Here is a 16,455-nt window from a genome sequence, read left to right as displayed (position 1 = left end):
TTGAAGGGAATCATTCGGCGCCTTTAGAACATTTAAATCTAGTTTTCGATTTTTTAGAAAAGCACTTCCCCGTTGAAAAAAATTAATAAAAAAAGCCCCTCGAATAATCGAGGGGCTTTTTTTATTCTGGTGTTTTCACATCCGGAAACTCTTTCTTAAATCCTTTCCAATAATCGGAAATGGTGGATTTCATTTCTTTTCTTAGCCAGAATAAACCGACTAAGTTGGGTAGTGTCATTAATGCGATTGTAATGCCTGACAGTGTCCAAATAATTGTGGTATCCTGAAATGAGGCCAAGAAAAAAGCAACCACATATACGATTCTGAAATACTTTACGGATCCTGAACCCCAGAGGAATGTCATCGCTCTATCGCCGTAATATGACCAAGAAATAGCTGTACTAAAGGCGAAAAGTAACAGGCCAATAGAGACGATGTACTTTCCATAGTCTCCAAAGAATCCTTTTGTAAAGGCTACAGCCGTTAATGGGGCACTGTGTATTAATGACAAGCCTTCAAAGGTTTCATCAGAATCAACAGGTCTACCATCTTCTACTAGAATAATTCCGGTAAAAGGCTCATTAACATCATTCATTACCATTACTTCCTCTGCTAAAGATCTCGCATGAATAATGGTCGCATCAGTTGTAATTTTTCCTGCCTTCACATCTAAAGGACCATTGAATAACGCTAATTCATTGACTCCTCCAATATGTTCTGCCAATTGCTTCACACCTTCGTCGTTATCATCAGTAAAACTTGATCCTGCCAATATTTCCATATCTGCAGACTGAAAAACGTTTTGATGCTTTTCATTCCACACGCCTGATGAAAGTAGTGTTAAACCTGTAATGGTACAGATAATAATTGTATCAATAAATGGCTCTAAGATGGCCACCATTCCTTCAGATACTGGCTCATGTGCTTTCGCTGATGCGTGTGCAATTGGTGCGCTACCTTGACCAGCTTCGTTTGAGAATAAACCTCTGTTCACACCACGATCGAAAGCATACCAAATTGTACCGCCAAGGAAACCACCTGCCGCAGCAGATCCTGTGAATATATCTCCTACTATAGCTGCTAATGATGGTAAGAGGTTATCTAGGTTCGCGAGTATAACTGCAAAACAACCTATGAAATAAATTAAGGCCATTGCAGGCACTAACTTCTCGGTAATAGCAGCAATTCGCTTAATACCTCCTATGATAACAATACCTAAAAGTACGGCAAGAACAGCACCTGTAATCCAAAGTTCTATGCCGAAAGTGGCTTGAATAGAAGTAGAAATACTATTTATTTGTGGTAAACTACCCGTTCCGAAAGCTGATAGAACAGTGGCTATGGCAAAGATTATTGCTAGCCATTTCATATTCACTTTTTTACCGCTAAGCATAAAGTCAGCATTCTTCATATAGTACATCGGCCCGCCCGCCATTGTACCATCCTTTGCTTTCTCTCTATACTTATGCGACAGTGTTACTTCGACAAATTTGGTGCACATACCAATTCCAGCTGTCACGAGCATCCAGAATAAGGCTGCTGGACCTCCTAAATGGAGCGCTAATGCTACACCTGCGATATTACCGGTGCCTACGGTTCCAGAAAGTGCGGTAGTAAGTGCTTGAAAATGTGATGTATCTCCTTCATCATCTTTTCTATCAAATTTTCCTTTCACCACTTTTATGGCAAAACCGAAAAATCTTATCTGTGGAAATTTAAGATAGATGGTAAAGAAAAGGCCCACACCCAAAAGAGCGAATGGAAACCAACCGGCACTACCAATATAACTATCAATTAAACTCAGGAAATCATCTACTTGCTGCATATCAACTGCTCAAATTTTACGAACGAAGCCACAAAAATAGGGATTATGCCTTCTCGGCAAAGACATAATCCCTATTGATACATTTTATCCATGACCTTTCGGCATGATACGACTAATGATCGGACAAGTATTTCACTGGATTAGCAGACGCAACTTTAAAACTTTGACCTCCAACACTAACCAAAGTAATCAGGATGGAAATTAGGCCTGCGGTTAAGAAAATTGTCCAAGAAATACTGATTGGAAAGGCAAACCCTTGCAGCCATTCTTGCATAGCCAAATAACTGAGTGGAAGTGCTACCGCCATAGCGATAAGAAAAATTAAGACAAATTGGGTACTAAACCTTGCTAGTATTTCCCCTATTGTAGCGCCTAATACTTTTCTGATACTAATTTCTCTGGAGTGCCTTTCAGCCATGAACGAGACAAGACCGACAAGGCCAAGAATTGTTAAGAAAATTCCAATAACCGAAAACCCGATCACCACCCTAACGAACTTCCTTTCATCTCCATAAAGGCTGGCAAAGGATTGATCCACAAACTGAAAATCAAGCGGCTGGTCACTGTATTCTCGCCAAATTTTATCAATACCATCTAAGGCACCCGTTACTTGATCGGTAGCTAATCGGATAATCAAGTTATCTGGACTTGACCTAGAACCTGGAGGAATTAGCACATAGGCAGTAGGTGCAACAGCTGAATGAAGGGAGTTATAATGTAAATCTTCAATGACGCCTGCCACAATTCTAGCGTCTGAATCCAACTGTACTTTTTTGGCTTCTAAATTTTCCCAGCCCGTTTTCTTAAAAGCAGATTCATTTAACAAGCACACTACAGTGGAATCCGAAACAACCTGTTTAGAGAGATCCCTTCCCATTAATAACTTAGCCTCTATTGTTTCTAAGTAATCATAATCAATTGCAACTAAATGTATTAAGGAAGCTTCTTCATCCAATTTCCCATCCCAAGCAAAGCCCATAGTATTGTTCATAGCACTAGGTAAACTTTCTCCAGAGGCTGAAATCATATTAACTCCATCTATTTTACTCATCCTCTCCTTTATTACCATTAGTTTGTCTTGCATTCCACGATCATCTACAGGTATAGAGATCAGTTGATCCGCGTTGAACCCCTTATCAAATTGATTGATATGATTCATTTGATTAACGACTATAAGTGTACTTGAAATCAAAAAGGCGGCTATCGAGAATTGTAGAAGCACTTGCACCTTCCTAATCCATGACTTAGTGCCTAGCGCACCTAACTTATTACCGCGAATAACATCGACTGGCCGGAAACGATTCATTACTACGGCTGGATACAATCCTGAGGTGACCAATATTCCTAAAAAGGTAAATCCTAAAACCGCGAGAACTGGTATTTGAAAGATATCTCCCGCTGTCATATTCTTCTCAACAACATCATTAAAAATTGGCAAAACTAATAGCGCCAAATTAACCGCTAGAAGGAGCGCTATAGAAACCTGAAATGTACACTCTATAAAGAACTGGCGAGCCACTTGCCTTCTAGTTCCACCGAAAACTTTTCGCATGCCAACTTCCTTCCCTCTTAGTGAAGATTTCGCAGTAGTTAGATTCACATAGTTGATAGATGCTGCTAACAATATCATAATGGCAACAAAGCCGAATAAGTAGATATAATCTTTGTTACCCTTTTCGGTTCTACCATGTATATCTGATGAATTTAGTCGTATATCAACAATTGGCTGGAATATGATACCATTGAATTCCGAAGAACCTTTGCTTCGGTATTTTTCAAAAAAGCCGGGCACTTTTGCTTCAACAGTGGCTAAATCAGCTTCAGACTCGAGTTTAACATAGCTTTGCAGCCAATTCAAACCCCACCAGTTGTCGAATTTCCCATACATCTCTCTAGCTGTGGACATAGAACCTAGAAAATCGAATTGTATATGGGAATTGGTAGGAATATCTTCAATTACCCCTGTCACCTTCATTAAGAACTCCTTATTACCATCGTATACTTTAATTGGGAATTGTTCTCCAACTACATCTAACCTGTCGAAGTATCTCAATGCTTTCGATGCTGTAATGACGATGCTATTTGGTTCGGCGAGCATGGTACTTCTATCTCCTTGTAGCACTTCGAAGCTGAAAAAACTCATAAAGTTCTCGTCTGCCCAATAGAACCCATTTTCCAAAAAGTTTTGCCCCGCTTGTCTAATCAGCACCCCATCTTGGCCCATTCTGGTATGCGCCTTTATTTCTGGGAAATCCGAGCCCATGTTTACTTTCCAAGGGGACGGTGCTGAATCGAACTTATCTCCAGATTTAGGGTTATGGTTTACTAGTCGATAGATGTTCTCATGATCTGCATGAAATTTATCAAAGCTCAATTCATCTAAAATATAAAGTGAAATGAGTAATGAACTTAGAATCCCTATGGTCAGTCCTGCAGCATTAAGGGATGAATACCATATATTTTTTTTAAACTGTCTGGCGGCAACCTTCAAGTAGTTTAGCAAAAGCATGTTGTTGTTTTTTTCCATTTCATTGATTCGTTTTAACCTAAAAAGCCTGAAATAGGCAATCACATCATATAAGTAAAAGAGTCTCGCCTTTCGTATTCCTTGCCGCGCTACTCTTCTATCAAACCATTCATGCAAATCGCCCTGTACTTCTTCTAAATATTTAGAAGAGCAGTACCACTCTAAAAAGCGATCGACCAAGCGTGGTGGTTTGTTTTTGTTTATTTCCATCTTATTTGTCGAACTAATAAGAAAAATTAAAATTTATAATCTGGCATCATCTTCCACATTCTGTTTCTCATTTCTTTGGCTTGACTAAGCACTTCGAAACCGGAAGCTGTAATTCTATACAATCGCTTTCTTCTACCTCCTCGTTCACCGGTTGTTCCTCCCATATAAGATTCTAAGTACCCTTTCTTTTCTAAACGATAAAGCGCTGTATGTACTGTTGAGAGTGTAATTGATCTACCTGTCTGTTCTTCTATCTCGGCCCCTATTGTTACACTATAAGCACTGTTTATCAACAAGGCACAGGTGAGCAAAACAAGCTCTTCGAATTCTCCTAGATGTGTTCCTTTCATAAAGTATAATATTCCAGTCACAAATAAACGTAACTTATTTCACTCTTATTTGTCAAACTAATATAATACAATACTCTGAAAAAAAGTATTAGTTACAAAATGGACTATAAAAATTGGCTAGTTATTGCTGATGTCAGTGACCATTACACGCTCCCAGATATCGGAGTGATCTTCGATCATTTGTAAATGAATCGGTGCTTGCTGATAGAACTCTTGAGCTTCTAAGTCCTTAAAATGAAAAACTACAGCATAGTCATAAGTATTTTCTATTACCTCCCTTGTAGTAGGTGCCGGAGCTCCTGCGTGAAAGAATTTTACGGTTTCGATTTCTGCCAAACGATCAGCTCCTTTTTTAAAGTCAGCAATTTGTTCTTCTGTTGCTGAGTCTTTGAACCAAAAGTAAGCGGTATGTACGAATGGGTTTTCTAGTCTTTCTACACTTTTAGCAGAAACAACAGAGACAGTAGCATCACTTACTTTTGCCTGGCAACCTGCCAATAAAAGGCTTATTGTAAAGGTGGAAAGGAGTATTATCTTTTTCATAGGCCAATAACTATTTCTTGATAGGAAACTTCATTCGGTACTTCACATTGACATTTCCTTTAGAGATACCAATTAATTTAGACCTCAACATTTGTTTCTTCAATCCCTTGATGTAATCTGTAAAAAGCACACCGTCTAAATGATCATACTCATGTTGGATCACACGGGCTGTTAAATCATCAAATTCTTCTTCATGAGGGTTCCATAACTCATCGTAATAGTGAATCGTCAGTTTTTCTGGACGCAAAATTTCACCATGAACATCTGGGATACTTAAGCAGCCTTCTTCAAAGCTCCATTCATTGCCATATTCATCAAGGATCTCTGGGTTAATAAAAGCTCTTTTAATTCCTTTATTACTTTCTTCATCCGAATTCATCTGAGTCGAATCGATAACGAAAATACGATGTGAAAGTCCTATTTGTGGAGCTGCTAAACCAACACCATTGGCATTGTACATGGTTTCAAACATGTTTTCAACTAGCGTAGTAAGGTCTTCCGAATCTTTCGGGTAGTCTTCTGCTTCTTTTCTAAGTACGTTATCGCCAAAGGCAACAATGGGGTAAATCATATTTATCTGCTTTCTAGGTAGGATTGGAGAATAATTGTTGCACTGACTTTGTCAATGTTCCCTTTTTCTCTTCTATCCTTCTTTTTCATACCTCCTGCTATCATGGCATCAAGCGCCATTTTGGAAGTATATCTTTCGTCATGCAAATAAACAGGTTTTTCAGGAAAGTGTTTTTTAAGTAGCCTATGAAATTGTTGTACCAATGGAGTTGCATTGGTTGGCGTACCATCTAGTTTTTTAGGAAAGCCAAGTACAAACTCAGAAACACCCTCTTGCTCATCGTATTTCTTAAGAAAAGCAATGACATCCTTAGAGTGAATAGTGTCTAAAGCTGATGCAATAATTTGTAAGGGATCGGTGACCGCTAAACCAACACGCTTGGTTCCGTAATCAATGGCTAAGATTCTACCCATTAATTGAGTTTAGAAAAGTCGTAAAACTTCAATTTAGCTAGCCGTTCGAGCTGAAGTGCCTTAGGAAAAAGAATTTCATCTTCAATTTTAGCATGAATCAATAAATCTTTCTCAAATCTCTCCAATTCGGTGTATAGTACCTTAATGTGCAGGTCTGCCTCTTCACAATATTGATAGTTGTTGGTAAATTTTCTAAATCCTTCCATTTCACTTTCATGCACTTCGTGTTCCAAAGCGAATTCTTTAACAGAGAATTTCTCCATTAAGTAATATATCTCTGAAGAGGGCTTTTCATCTACCATGAATTTACTAAGTCTATTGACATAGCTAAACATGGTATCTTCTTCCTCATGAATATGATGAATAAAGTCTTCCACAAACATTGGGAAAATTGATTTCAGGTCACTAGACAACGATTTATAGCGGAAATTCACATCTTTTATTCCATCAATAAGTTGGCCGATATAAGGCAGTCGTTTTTTGATGAAGACATAATGCGCATGTTTCAGGTATTCAGTAACCAATTCTGGTGGGTACGCCTTTAGCTGATTTTGAGTGGCCGCACTTTCATCAGTCACAAGCTCTAAGCTCTTAATAACGGATTGAGCATCTAAGCCATGATTGGCACAAACGTCTTCTAAAGTTTCCTCCTTATAATCGTAAAATTTCACACCAAAATAGTAGAGCACAGAAGCTCTTACATGGTTTTCTGAAACAAGATCAGTGATGGTACTTTTTAATAAATGATTCATAAAAAAGAGGTATAAACGAAACTAACAATTTTGGCTCAGAATATTCTCAACAGCCACAAGTAAAATTATTGAACACAAACAAACAGCATCCGTTACAATCATACTATGACATTTATCCATGTTTTCGCGCCAAATGTATATTTTTACGGATTAATTAAAGGTCGAAAGTGAACGAACATAAAAACTCATCATACCACATAAGGCTTCCCATTCTATTAACTATTGCTATTATTATAGGAATAGTGATTGGGTCAGAATTTGCCGAGCCAAAACAAGACAAGAAATACCTGAGTTCAATTCAAAAATTCAGAGAGCTTCTTGAGTATATCGAAAACGACTATGTTGATTCAGTAGATACAGAATCTCTTATTGAGGAGTCTATTGAGAACATGTTGGATAAACTAGATCCACATACTGTCTACATTCCACCGAAAGATAGAGAATTGAGTGCTTCACAACTGCGTGCCACTTATGATGGCATTGGGGTAGAATTTAACTTACTAAGGGACACACTTTATGTTGTTAACCCTCTGCCTGGTGGCCCTTCAGAGAAAGCGGGAATTATTGCAGGTGATAAAATAGTGTCAGTCGATGGAGAGAATATAGCGGGAATTGGCGTGAATAATCGTGTGGTATACGACATGCTGAGAGGTCCGAGAGGTTCGAGGGTAAATGTGGGTGTAGTCAGACGAAATGAAGAAGAAATACTTGATATTGAATTAGAGCGTGGCGCAATTCCACAATATTCTTTAGACGCCAGTTATATGGTTGAAGATGGGATGGGCTATATAAAAGTCAATCGCTTTGCCGAAACTACTTATGACGAATTTAAAGCGGCGCTTGAAGAACTTAAGGCGCAAGGCATGACGAAGCTTATTCTAGACCTTCAGAATAATACTGGCGGATATATGAGCGCTGCTATTCGAATGTCTGATGAATTTTTAAATGAAGGTGAACTTATTGTGAGTCAAAAAGGTCAAAGCGTCAAATATGACAGCGAGGCTAAATCCACTGAGAACGGAATTTTCAAAGATGGCGCCTTGGTTGTATTGGTGAATGAAGGAAGTGCCTCAGCATCGGAAATCGTAGCAGGTGCTTTGCAAGATAACGATCGTGCCTTAGTGATCGGAAGGCGATCTTTCGGGAAAGGGTTGGTGCAACTCCCCTTCGACCTAAAGGATGGATCGGAATTAAGAATGACCATCGCTAGGTATTATACCCCAAGCGGTCGATCTATTCAAAAGCCTTATGATGATGGTGAAAAGAGCTATGATGCCGATTATTATAATCGCTACACTTCGGGAGAGCTGTTTGTCAAGGATAGTGTTCAATTTGATGAGAATTTGGCTTATAAAACCCTTAAAGGCCGAACCGTTTATGGTGGTGGAGGCATAATGCCTGACTACTTTGTAGCCTTGGATACTACCGATAACAGCATTTATGTGAATAGACTTGTCAACAGCAATGCCATGAGGGAATTCACCTTAGATTATCGTGATGATCATCCGGAATTGAAGGAAATGTCGTTTGAAGACTACAACGAAAACTTTAAAGTATCTGCAGACATGCTTCGTGAAGTTGTAGCCCTTGGAGTGAAAAAAGGTATTCGATTCAACAAAAAACAATTTGATAAATCGAGAGAGCTTTTGAGTTATTTAATAAAGGCGCGCATTGCTCGTGACATTTTCGATGACGATGCTTTTTATATGATTTACAACGAGACGAATGAAATTTATCGACAGGCCATTGAACTTTTTAATAATCCGGATCTGCTTAAGAACCAGACGAATGGATCACTGCTTCAGACGCGCTAGTAGATAAGTTTCAGGCGTTCATAAGAAAGTGAACCACCTCTCGTTCTCAACAAAAGGTCATTAAAATGAGAGTAATTTATTATTTAGTAGTACTGGTGCTTTCCAGTAATTTGTATGCACAGAATGGTGATAAGGAAGCCATCAATAAAGATGTTTGGTACAACTTTATGCAAGCCTATCAGGATTTAGATGCCAGTCTTTTTAATCAAATCCATACGGATGATGTGGTTCGGGTACTTGCAGACCAAAAAGAACTTTTAAATGGACAAGAATACAAGGATAAAAACCTTGATAACTTTAACCGATGGAATTCTCAACGCCTTAAACAAAGGATTGACTTTAGTTTTTACGATCGCATTCAAAAGGGCAATACGGCCTATGAAACCGGTATCTATAAGATTACACGTTATCAAGGCGGTAAGTCAAAGTCCTTCTATGGTAAATTCAATGTTATGCTGAAGAAAGTAGCTGGCATTTGGAAGATTAGCATGGATAGAGATACCAGTGAAAACAATACAATCGATGAAACTGACTTTGAAAAAGGTGATGTTTTGACTTATTGAAAGCCTTACTTTTTCAATTTCTGACCTAGTTCATTTCTCATTTGTTACTTTTACTTTAAAGTAACAGTATATGAGACAGTACTTACTCCTCTTTATCTCCCTACTACTTTTAGGATGCCAAGGCACACAAAAAGATCAGTATAGCATTGAACTAATTAATACGCCTGCTGATGAAAATGCCTTAGCACCAAGGTTATTTAGATCTGACAAAGGACAGGTATATATGTCTTGGTTAGAGAAAAAAGTCAAGAATACTCAGCTTAAATTTTCGATGCTTGAAGATGGTTCTTGGACCCAGCCAAAGCTCATAAGTGAAGGAGAAAATTGGTTCGTCAATTGGGCCGATTTCCCGTCAATCATTGAAAATAACGGTACTTTATCTGCTCATTGGCTAGAAAAGCGTGCCGAAGGAACTTATGATTATGACGTAAAAGTTTCTCAGTCGAAAGACCAAGGCATCTCTTGGTCTACACCTTTCACTCCACACAAGGACAGCATAGCAGCAGAACATGGTTTCGTAAGCATGCTTCCTCTTCATGATCAGGACAACTTTCTGACCTGGTTAGATGGAAGAAATACCAAGGCGATGAACCATGATGCACATAACGAAGGCCATGGAGGTTCAGGGGCAATGACGATAAGAGCTGGCATTTTTAATGATAATGGCGACATGCTGAATGATTGGGAACTGGATGCAAGAACTTGCGATTGTTGTCAAACGACTACTGCTTTAACCGCTAGCGGACCTATAGTGGCCTATCGCAATAGATCGGATGAAGAGATCAGAGACATATACATTAGCCGTCTTATTGACGATGCTTGGTCAGAACCGGCCCCAGTTTACAATGACAATTGGAAAATTAGTGGTTGCCCTGTTAATGGCCCGTCTTTGGTGGCAAATGGTGACAATGTTGCCATAGCATGGTTCACGGCAGCAGCGGGATTTGGTCAGGTAAAAATGGCCATTTCAAAAAATTCAGGTGCCAGCTTTAGCGCACCTACCATTCTTAGTGAAGGAAATACCAATGGACGCGTTGGAACTACTCTGTTAGAAAACGGGCATATTATAATTAGCTGGATGGAGACTAGCGCTGAACTAGCTTCAATTTTAATTGCTGAATTCGATGAAGATGGAAAAGAGTTAAATCGAAAAACCATAGCGCAAACCGACTCATCTCGAGGAAGTGGTTTTCCGGTCATCACAAATATTGATAATAATCTGGTAGTGGCTTGGACGGAATCTGGAGAAAGCTCATTAATCAAAACAGCATTTATTACGCTGAACTAATGAAGCAAATGAAAGTATTGCTCCTAGCTTTTGTAGTAGGGCATGAAGTTCAAAATGTACAAATACCAATTCGATAGTATTACTATTTCACTACCATTTTATACATAATCGTATAATTATATGATTTAGCCAGAAATATTTGTCGGTGTCAGATTTTTAAATTTCCTTCGAAATGTATTGGAAACGCTTTAGCAGTAAAGCTTTCCTTAAAGAAAATCTAGAGGTTCCATAGCCTCTGGTATTGTGTGTGTTTATTGGCCACCCCGATGATGTTGGGGTGGTTTTTTTATGCCTTCAGTTTGAGTAATTTGGAATTTTAAAGGCCATATAATTGTTAAGCCATCGTAAATATTCAAAAGCGTCACTATGCCTAAGTACTACTATTTAATGCTCATTATTCTTTTGGCTTTCTCTTGTACCTCAAAACAAGAGAAAACAGCGGCTACTGAAGTAAAATCTCAGGCTCAAAGTATAATAGACCAATCCATAGCTTTTCACAGAATGGGATCGCTGAACGATGCTTCTTTTTCGCTCACTTTCCGTGATATTGATTATACGTATAAGAATAGCAATGGCATGTATGAGTACACCAGAACTCAGACTGATTCTACAGGGGCAATCATTATTGATAGGATGAATAATGATACTTTACGCCGGACTGTCGATGGTGTGGAGCCGGAAATAGAGGATGAAAAAAGGGCGGCTTATACCCGCTCTGTAAACTCTGTTATATACTTTTTCAGACTTCCTTTTGGCCTTAACGATCCAGCGGTTACTAAGGAATACATAGGAGAAACCTCAATTAAAGGCAGGGCTTACCATGAAATAAAAGTCACTTTCGCTCAAGATGGTGGCGGTGAAGACTTTGATGATGTATTCCTTTATTGGTTCGACAAGGAAGACAGTAGTATGGACTATCTAGCTTATTTATACCATACTGACGAGGGTGGCATGCGGTTTAGAGAAGCGATCAACCCACGTAGGGTTAATGGAATGCTTATCCAGGATTACATCAATTTTAAACCCGAGAACGAAGACATTGACATAATGACGATAGACGAGCTCTTTAATGAGAATAAACTCATTGAACTTTCAAAAATCATCAATGAAAACGTGGTCATTAATTAGGATGATGCGCTAGCATCAACTTCTACCATTTTGGCTATAATGGTAAGAAGCTGACCATACAGTCAATTGTAATTTCTAATAAACTTCAAGATTGATTATAATCGAATCATGAATAAGATAGTGACCATTGGTGTTGTCCAATCCGCACCTGAATATTTAGACATTGAAAAGTCTTTAGAAAAGGTCGAAAGCCTACTAAAGGAGGCAGCTAATCAAGGAGCCGATCTTGTATGTTTTGGAGAAACTTGGTTTACAGGTTACCCTGCTTGGATTGACTATTGTGATGAATATGCCAAATGGGATTTTCGGCCAACTAAAGCAGTATTTGCCAAAACCTATGAAAATAGCCTTGATGTAAAAGGAGCTGAAGTTGCTCAGATTGGTAAATGGGCAAAAGAACTTGGTCTTACCATTGTCATGGGTATCAACGAAAAAGTTGCTACCGGAGCTGGTAACGGCACTATTTATAATAGTCTACTTACCTGGGGCGACAATGGCGAAATAGCCAATCACCATAGAAAATTAATGCCAACGCATACTGAAAGACTATTATATGGTCAAGGTGACGGTGCTGGATTAAAATCTGTTGAAACGAAATTCGGTCGCGTTGGTGGTCTAATTTGTTGGGAACACTGGATGCCATTAACACGACAGACAATGCACAATTCTGGTGAAGATATTCACATAGCCGTGTGGCCAAAAGTTCACGAAATGCTGCAAATCGCAACCCGATCTTATGCTTTTGAAGGAAGATGTTTTGCCGTGGGAGTTGGTCAAATAATGCGCGTAAAAGATATTCCAGAAGAGCTTTCACTTCCTGAAGAATTAGCAAAGCATCCTGAGCACTTATTACTAAACGGAGGTAGCTGCATAGTTGGCCCTGATGGTCATTACGTAATGGAGCCTATTTGGGATAAAGAGGGTGTTTTTACAGCAGAGGTAGATTTAAACCGTTGTATTGAAGAAAAAATGGCACTAGATGTAACCGGCCACTATCAGAGAAATGACGTTTTTGATCTAAATGTCGATAAGAAAAGAAAGTAACATATGGCCTGCTTTCCAATAAAGCAGGCGTTGCATATTTACTACTTACACCCCTTTCGTTCGTCTATTTTCTCTTCATATTCTTTTGGATTGATTATGAACTTAGTGCCAGCTGTGTTTGTACTAAAATTTGACAAGATAAATTTGTGGGCCGTACCGAAATCGTCCGTAGCGGTTATGGCAGTAAGATTACCGTCTTTGGTTTCAACAAAGACTTCAACATAAGGCATTTCATTATTTGGTCTTAACCGAATATTTAAACCTTCAATAACTCCTTTATGATCTTTGGTAAAAAATGTTGTTATCGCGCCAAAATCAACAATGGACTCTGTATTCTGACCTGCACAGAAGTAAAGAATCTGGGAATGGTCTTCCTCTTTAGTACCGATGTATTCTGTTGTACCATCATTCAACCAAGTTTCATTAGGGCCAAAAGTCATGATATACTTATCTCCTTCAACTACAAGAACGCCGTTTTGCGTATTGCTAAAACCCATTCTTTCATTTACTGACTCATAAGTCACATTGAGCTTATAGGCTGGTACTTGACCATATTTTTCAAGAATAGACATTAATCTGGCGCTGGCATCTTGGGCTTGGGCCGTTACAGTAATTAATAGAATAGCGAGTATTGAAAAACCTCTTTTCATAGAAATCATATCTTAATTGTCATTAATATAAGAAAGCGAAGTGATGGTACAACCATAGGTTGCTTGATTGAGGAATTCAAAAATAAAAAAATCCTACGAATTTTCACTCGTAGGATTCATTAGTCGTGTTAATTTTAATTAGTTCTTTCGAATATAGACATTACCATTTCTTGTCTTCATAGTAACTTTCGGTCCACCACCATTTAGATCACCTTGCACCCAGTTTTCAAACTTGATACTATAACCCCCTCTGCTTCCATTCTTATTGGTAACCGGCTCTGGCTGAGATAAGTCGAATGATTCAAAATCGGTGAATATGTCTCTGTTTGTTTTCATTCTTGCTGAAAACTTGGTACCACCAGGAACTGAGATATCTACATCACCATTGTAAGTTTCAAAACTCATCGGTGTGTCAGGTGTCACTTTATTAAAGTCAATTTTAATAGAGCCATTGTACGTCGATGCTGAAACGGCTCCTCCAACGTCCTTCATTGTTATAGGTCCGTTGTAACTTTCAATATCAAATTCTCCCGTAACACCTTCTACTACAATAAAGCCATTGTTGTAAGCGTCAAGTTTTAAGTCGAAGTTTCTTGGTACCTGAACAACAAAATCAACCCTTGTATTCCAACCATCGCTATCTACTTTAACCTTATTATTATTTTCTGAGGCATCGAAGTTGAAACCGCCATTGCTAATCAATCGCATACCGTTTTCTGATTTCTTCTGCTCGACTTTTTTACCATACTTAATGACCTTTACTTTTACAGTTGGTCCATCATAACCTGTTACGGTTAATCTTCCATTTCTCGATGCCAAATCTAGAAAACCTCTTTCTCCAGGTCTTGAAAGTGGTATTTCAAATTCTTGAGTTGCTTGCTCTTGGAGCTTCCCTTTATCCTTGTTCTTATACTTCACTTTGTCGAAGCTTTCAAAAACGTTTTCTATTGCGATTTCCGCCATTTCTTCAACACTCGCTTCAATTGCCTTCGTATCTACCTGAACATCTATTTGTTGTGCCGTTAATGGGTTGGTTAGAACACCAATTACTAAAGCACCGATTATTGTTTTCATATTATTCATTTCTAATTCCTTTTTTTGATTACATGATTTTGTTCACACTCTCACGCAACGTTGTTTTCACCTCTTCAGGGGTATACTCTCCATCAATTATACTGTTAAACTCACTTACTGCTTTAGACTCTTGCAATTGAACCATTAGTTCTGCTAAAGCCACCTGCATCAGTGGTGATTCTTGTTGGCTAATGCTATTGATCAAACCCTCTCTTATAGCCGGATCATCCGCATATTCGGCTAACAAATTCAGTGCTGCCATACGCACATTAGTACTCTCATCACTATTTAATGTTACAAACATAGCATCTGTTACTTCAGCATTCGAACTCACGAGTTCACTGCTCATTTGTACACCTTTTAATCTTTTGGTGACTGATTCTTCTTCTAACATCGACATCATCATCATTTCTTGCATATCGGCCATTTGCGCTGAAAGATCAGTCAATTGCCCTTGATATACTGAACTAGTTAACGTTCGGCCAATTACTACCCCAAAAACTAAGACCGCCATTCCGAAAGCAAGGCGCCCTCTGCTAGTTCCCAAGAAGAAATGCCAAATCGATTCCCAACTAAAATTATTTGATTGACGGTTCTGCTTCTCTTTGGCTGCATTAAGCCGGGTATAAAAACCTTCAGCCATAGCGTCGCTCGGAATGGGTTCACTTGTACTCATCATTTTGCCTTGAAGTTCACTTAAAGCTTTCACTTCTTGCATATCGATAAGCCCTTCAGCCACATAGGCATCAAACTCTTGCCTTCTCTTTTCAGAAAGACTTCCGTCGATATATTCGGTGATCAATGACATGTACTGCTCTTCCATTACCTTATTTTTTCTTGCTAATTCTGATGTCGCCATTCAAAGTCTCAAACTCGAAAGAAGGTCCACCTTCTCCAATTTGATAACCATTAGAATTTGAGATCTTATACATTGTCCCGCGTCCGGAAGATGTTTTCATCACCTTAGGCGCAACCTTGCTATCAAAGTCAAAATCACTATATACTTTACCCCATTGAGATTGGAAGTTAAAAGTAGCATTAGAACGATCTGGTGCTGAAATCAAGATATCGCCGTTTACGGTTGAAAAACTGGCAAACTCTGTTGGCATCTTAGTATATGAAGCTTCAATCACTCCATTTACTGTACTAGCCTTGGTATTGCTTTGTATATTCTCTAGTGTAATATCTCCATTTACATTACCAGCATAAACCTCACCATTCACGTTTTTGATACTTACATCTCCATCATTCACGGTAGATATCTTTACGCTGATGCCTTCAGGGACTCTTACCTTATAATCTAGCTTATAAGAATACTTAGATCGGCGTCTTTTACCATTCCAATCCCATCCGCAATCCAAAGGGTCATCCTTTTCTCTGATTTGTTGGTCAGGAAATTCAAAATTCACTTTTGCAAAGTCATCACCTTCACTAATTAGCATTTTAACTTCTTCCATACCTGTCTTAACATCAGCATTGCTTCTTGCCGATATCTGTTTCTTCAATTCTATTTCTATTGTATTTCCGTTATAAGCTTCTACATCTACGTTTCCGTTGATATTGCAAACTGCAAACCAAAACTCCTTGGAACTATCGTTGACCTTTAGACTCTTTTTGATTACCTCACTGTCACGTTGCCCTAAAAGCACCGAGCAGGACAGTATCAACAAGACCATTATGTTAAATATTTTTTTCATCGTTTT

At 38.7% G+C, this 16,455-nt stretch carries 16 protein-coding genes; 5 read left to right on the top strand and 11 right to left on the bottom strand.

The window, feature by feature from the left end:
- Nucleotides 1-121 precede the first annotated feature (121 nt).
- From JXQ92_RS14475 to JXQ92_RS14445, 7 genes are all read right to left on the bottom strand, one after another.
- Nucleotides 122-1,825 carry an alanine/glycine:cation symporter family protein gene (locus JXQ92_RS14475; protein ID WP_421987336.1) on the bottom strand — a complete coding sequence of 568 codons (1,704 nt, stop codon included), beginning with the start codon at nt 1,823-1,825 and terminating at the stop codon, nt 122-124.
- A 112-nt stretch (nt 1,826-1,937) separates the two neighbouring features.
- Entirely contained in the window at nt 1,938-4,562 is a 2,625-nt protein-coding gene (locus JXQ92_RS14470) for an FtsX-like permease family protein (RefSeq protein ID WP_421987335.1), read from the bottom strand.
- A gap of 26 nt (nt 4,563-4,588) precedes the next feature.
- Entirely contained in the window at nt 4,589-4,912 is a 324-nt protein-coding gene (locus tag JXQ92_RS14465; protein WP_421987334.1) for a PadR family transcriptional regulator, read from the bottom strand.
- A gap of 117 nt (nt 4,913-5,029) precedes the next feature.
- Nucleotides 5,030-5,455 (bottom strand): Dabb family protein, encoded by a 426-nt coding sequence (locus JXQ92_RS14460; RefSeq protein WP_421987333.1) that lies wholly within the window; start codon nt 5,453-5,455, stop codon nt 5,030-5,032.
- 10 nt (nt 5,456-5,465) lie between these two features.
- Entirely contained in the window at nt 5,466-6,026 is a 561-nt protein-coding gene (gene def / locus JXQ92_RS14455; protein WP_421987332.1) for a peptide deformylase, read from the bottom strand.
- Between the two features lie 2 nt (nt 6,027-6,028).
- Nucleotides 6,029-6,439: a Holliday junction resolvase RuvX gene (gene ruvX / locus JXQ92_RS14450; RefSeq protein ID WP_421987331.1), complete on the bottom strand. Its 411-nt coding sequence runs from the start codon at nt 6,437-6,439 to the stop codon at nt 6,029-6,031.
- Entirely contained in the window at nt 6,439-7,191 is a 753-nt protein-coding gene (locus JXQ92_RS14445) for a hemerythrin domain-containing protein (RefSeq protein WP_421987330.1), read from the bottom strand. Before JXQ92_RS14445 ends, ruvX begins: the two co-directional genes overlap by 1 nt.
- Before the next feature lie 167 nt (nt 7,192-7,358).
- On the opposite strand from JXQ92_RS14445, the gene JXQ92_RS14440 reads away from it, so the two are divergent.
- The 5 genes from JXQ92_RS14440 (at nt 7,359) to JXQ92_RS14420 (ending at nt 13,028) form a co-directional block, all read left to right on the top strand.
- A complete protein-coding gene (locus tag JXQ92_RS14440) occupies nt 7,359-9,005 on the top strand; it encodes a S41 family peptidase (protein ID WP_421987329.1) in 1,647 nt (548 codons plus the stop codon).
- Between the two features lie 65 nt (nt 9,006-9,070).
- Nucleotides 9,071-9,568, top strand: coding sequence for a nuclear transport factor 2 family protein (locus JXQ92_RS14435; RefSeq protein WP_421987328.1), 498 nt, complete (start codon nt 9,071-9,073; stop codon nt 9,566-9,568).
- Nucleotides 9,569-9,638: 70 nt separating this feature from the next.
- On the top strand, nt 9,639-10,856 hold the full coding sequence (locus JXQ92_RS14430) for a sialidase family protein (RefSeq protein WP_421987327.1): 1,218 nt from the start codon (nt 9,639-9,641) through the stop codon (nt 10,854-10,856).
- Nucleotides 10,857-11,222: 366 nt separating this feature from the next.
- A complete protein-coding gene (locus JXQ92_RS14425; protein WP_421987326.1) occupies nt 11,223-11,984 on the top strand; it encodes a DUF6503 family protein in 762 nt (253 codons plus the stop codon).
- Nucleotides 11,985-12,092: 108 nt separating this feature from the next.
- Nucleotides 12,093-13,028 carry a carbon-nitrogen hydrolase family protein gene (locus JXQ92_RS14420; RefSeq protein WP_421987325.1) on the top strand — a complete coding sequence of 312 codons (936 nt, stop codon included), beginning with the start codon at nt 12,093-12,095 and terminating at the stop codon, nt 13,026-13,028.
- A 41-nt stretch (nt 13,029-13,069) separates the two neighbouring features.
- On the opposite strand, the gene JXQ92_RS14415 is transcribed toward JXQ92_RS14420, so the two are convergent.
- The 4 genes from JXQ92_RS14415 to JXQ92_RS14400 form a co-directional block, all read right to left on the bottom strand.
- Nucleotides 13,070-13,678 carry a LolA family protein gene (locus tag JXQ92_RS14415; protein ID WP_421987324.1) on the bottom strand — a complete coding sequence of 203 codons (609 nt, stop codon included), beginning with the start codon at nt 13,676-13,678 and terminating at the stop codon, nt 13,070-13,072.
- Between the two features lie 138 nt (nt 13,679-13,816).
- Nucleotides 13,817-14,752: a hypothetical protein gene (locus tag JXQ92_RS14410; protein ID WP_421987323.1), complete on the bottom strand. Its 936-nt coding sequence runs from the start codon at nt 14,750-14,752 to the stop codon at nt 13,817-13,819.
- A 28-nt stretch (nt 14,753-14,780) separates the two neighbouring features.
- Entirely contained in the window at nt 14,781-15,575 is a 795-nt protein-coding gene (locus JXQ92_RS14405; RefSeq protein WP_421987322.1) for a hypothetical protein, read from the bottom strand.
- A gap of 4 nt (nt 15,576-15,579) precedes the next feature.
- Entirely contained in the window at nt 15,580-16,449 is an 870-nt protein-coding gene (locus tag JXQ92_RS14400) for a DUF4097 family beta strand repeat-containing protein (RefSeq protein WP_421987321.1), read from the bottom strand.
- Between the last annotated feature and the right edge of the window lie 6 nt (nt 16,450-16,455).

The sequence above is a fragment of the Roseivirga sp. genome, from assembly GCF_049099775.1.
GTDB lineage: Bacteria > Bacteroidota > Bacteroidia > Cytophagales > Cyclobacteriaceae > Roseivirga.
Note: the sequence above shows the minus strand (reverse complement) of the source record. Positions and strands in the feature narration are given on the sequence as shown.

Bases quoted from the DNA above. Each gene is read 5' to 3' on its own strand.
- JXQ92_RS14420 (WP_421987325.1), top strand. From the start codon at position 12,093: ATGAATAAGATAGTGACCATTGGTGTTGTCCAATCCGCACCTGAATAT.
- JXQ92_RS14415 (WP_421987324.1), bottom strand. From the start codon at position 13,678: ATGAAAAGAGGTTTTTCAATACTCGCTATTCTATTAATTACTGTAACG.
- JXQ92_RS14430 (WP_421987327.1), top strand. From the start codon at position 9,639: ATGAGACAGTACTTACTCCTCTTTATCTCCCTACTACTTTTAGGATGC.
- JXQ92_RS14460 (WP_421987333.1), bottom strand. From the start codon at position 5,455: ATGAAAAAGATAATACTCCTTTCCACCTTTACAATAAGCCTTTTATTG.
- JXQ92_RS14400 (WP_421987321.1), bottom strand. From the start codon at position 16,449: ATGAAAAAAATATTTAACATAATGGTCTTGTTGATACTGTCCTGCTCG.
- JXQ92_RS14470 (WP_421987335.1), bottom strand. From the start codon at position 4,562: ATGGAAATAAACAAAAACAAACCACCACGCTTGGTCGATCGCTTTTTA.
- ruvX (WP_421987331.1), bottom strand. From the start codon at position 6,439: ATGGGTAGAATCTTAGCCATTGATTACGGAACCAAGCGTGTTGGTTTA.
- JXQ92_RS14405 (WP_421987322.1), bottom strand. From the start codon at position 15,575: ATGGAAGAGCAGTACATGTCATTGATCACCGAATATATCGACGGAAGT.
- JXQ92_RS14435 (WP_421987328.1), top strand. From the start codon at position 9,071: ATGAGAGTAATTTATTATTTAGTAGTACTGGTGCTTTCCAGTAATTTG.
- JXQ92_RS14445 (WP_421987330.1), bottom strand. From the start codon at position 7,191: ATGAATCATTTATTAAAAAGTACCATCACTGATCTTGTTTCAGAAAAC.
- JXQ92_RS14465 (WP_421987334.1), bottom strand. From the start codon at position 4,912: ATGAAAGGAACACATCTAGGAGAATTCGAAGAGCTTGTTTTGCTCACC.
- JXQ92_RS14475 (WP_421987336.1), bottom strand. From the start codon at position 1,825: ATGCAGCAAGTAGATGATTTCCTGAGTTTAATTGATAGTTATATTGGT.
- JXQ92_RS14410 (WP_421987323.1), bottom strand. From the start codon at position 14,752: ATGAAAACAATAATCGGTGCTTTAGTAATTGGTGTTCTAACCAACCCA.
- def (WP_421987332.1), bottom strand. From the start codon at position 6,026: ATGATTTACCCCATTGTTGCCTTTGGCGATAACGTACTTAGAAAAGAA.
- JXQ92_RS14425 (WP_421987326.1), top strand. From the start codon at position 11,223: ATGCCTAAGTACTACTATTTAATGCTCATTATTCTTTTGGCTTTCTCT.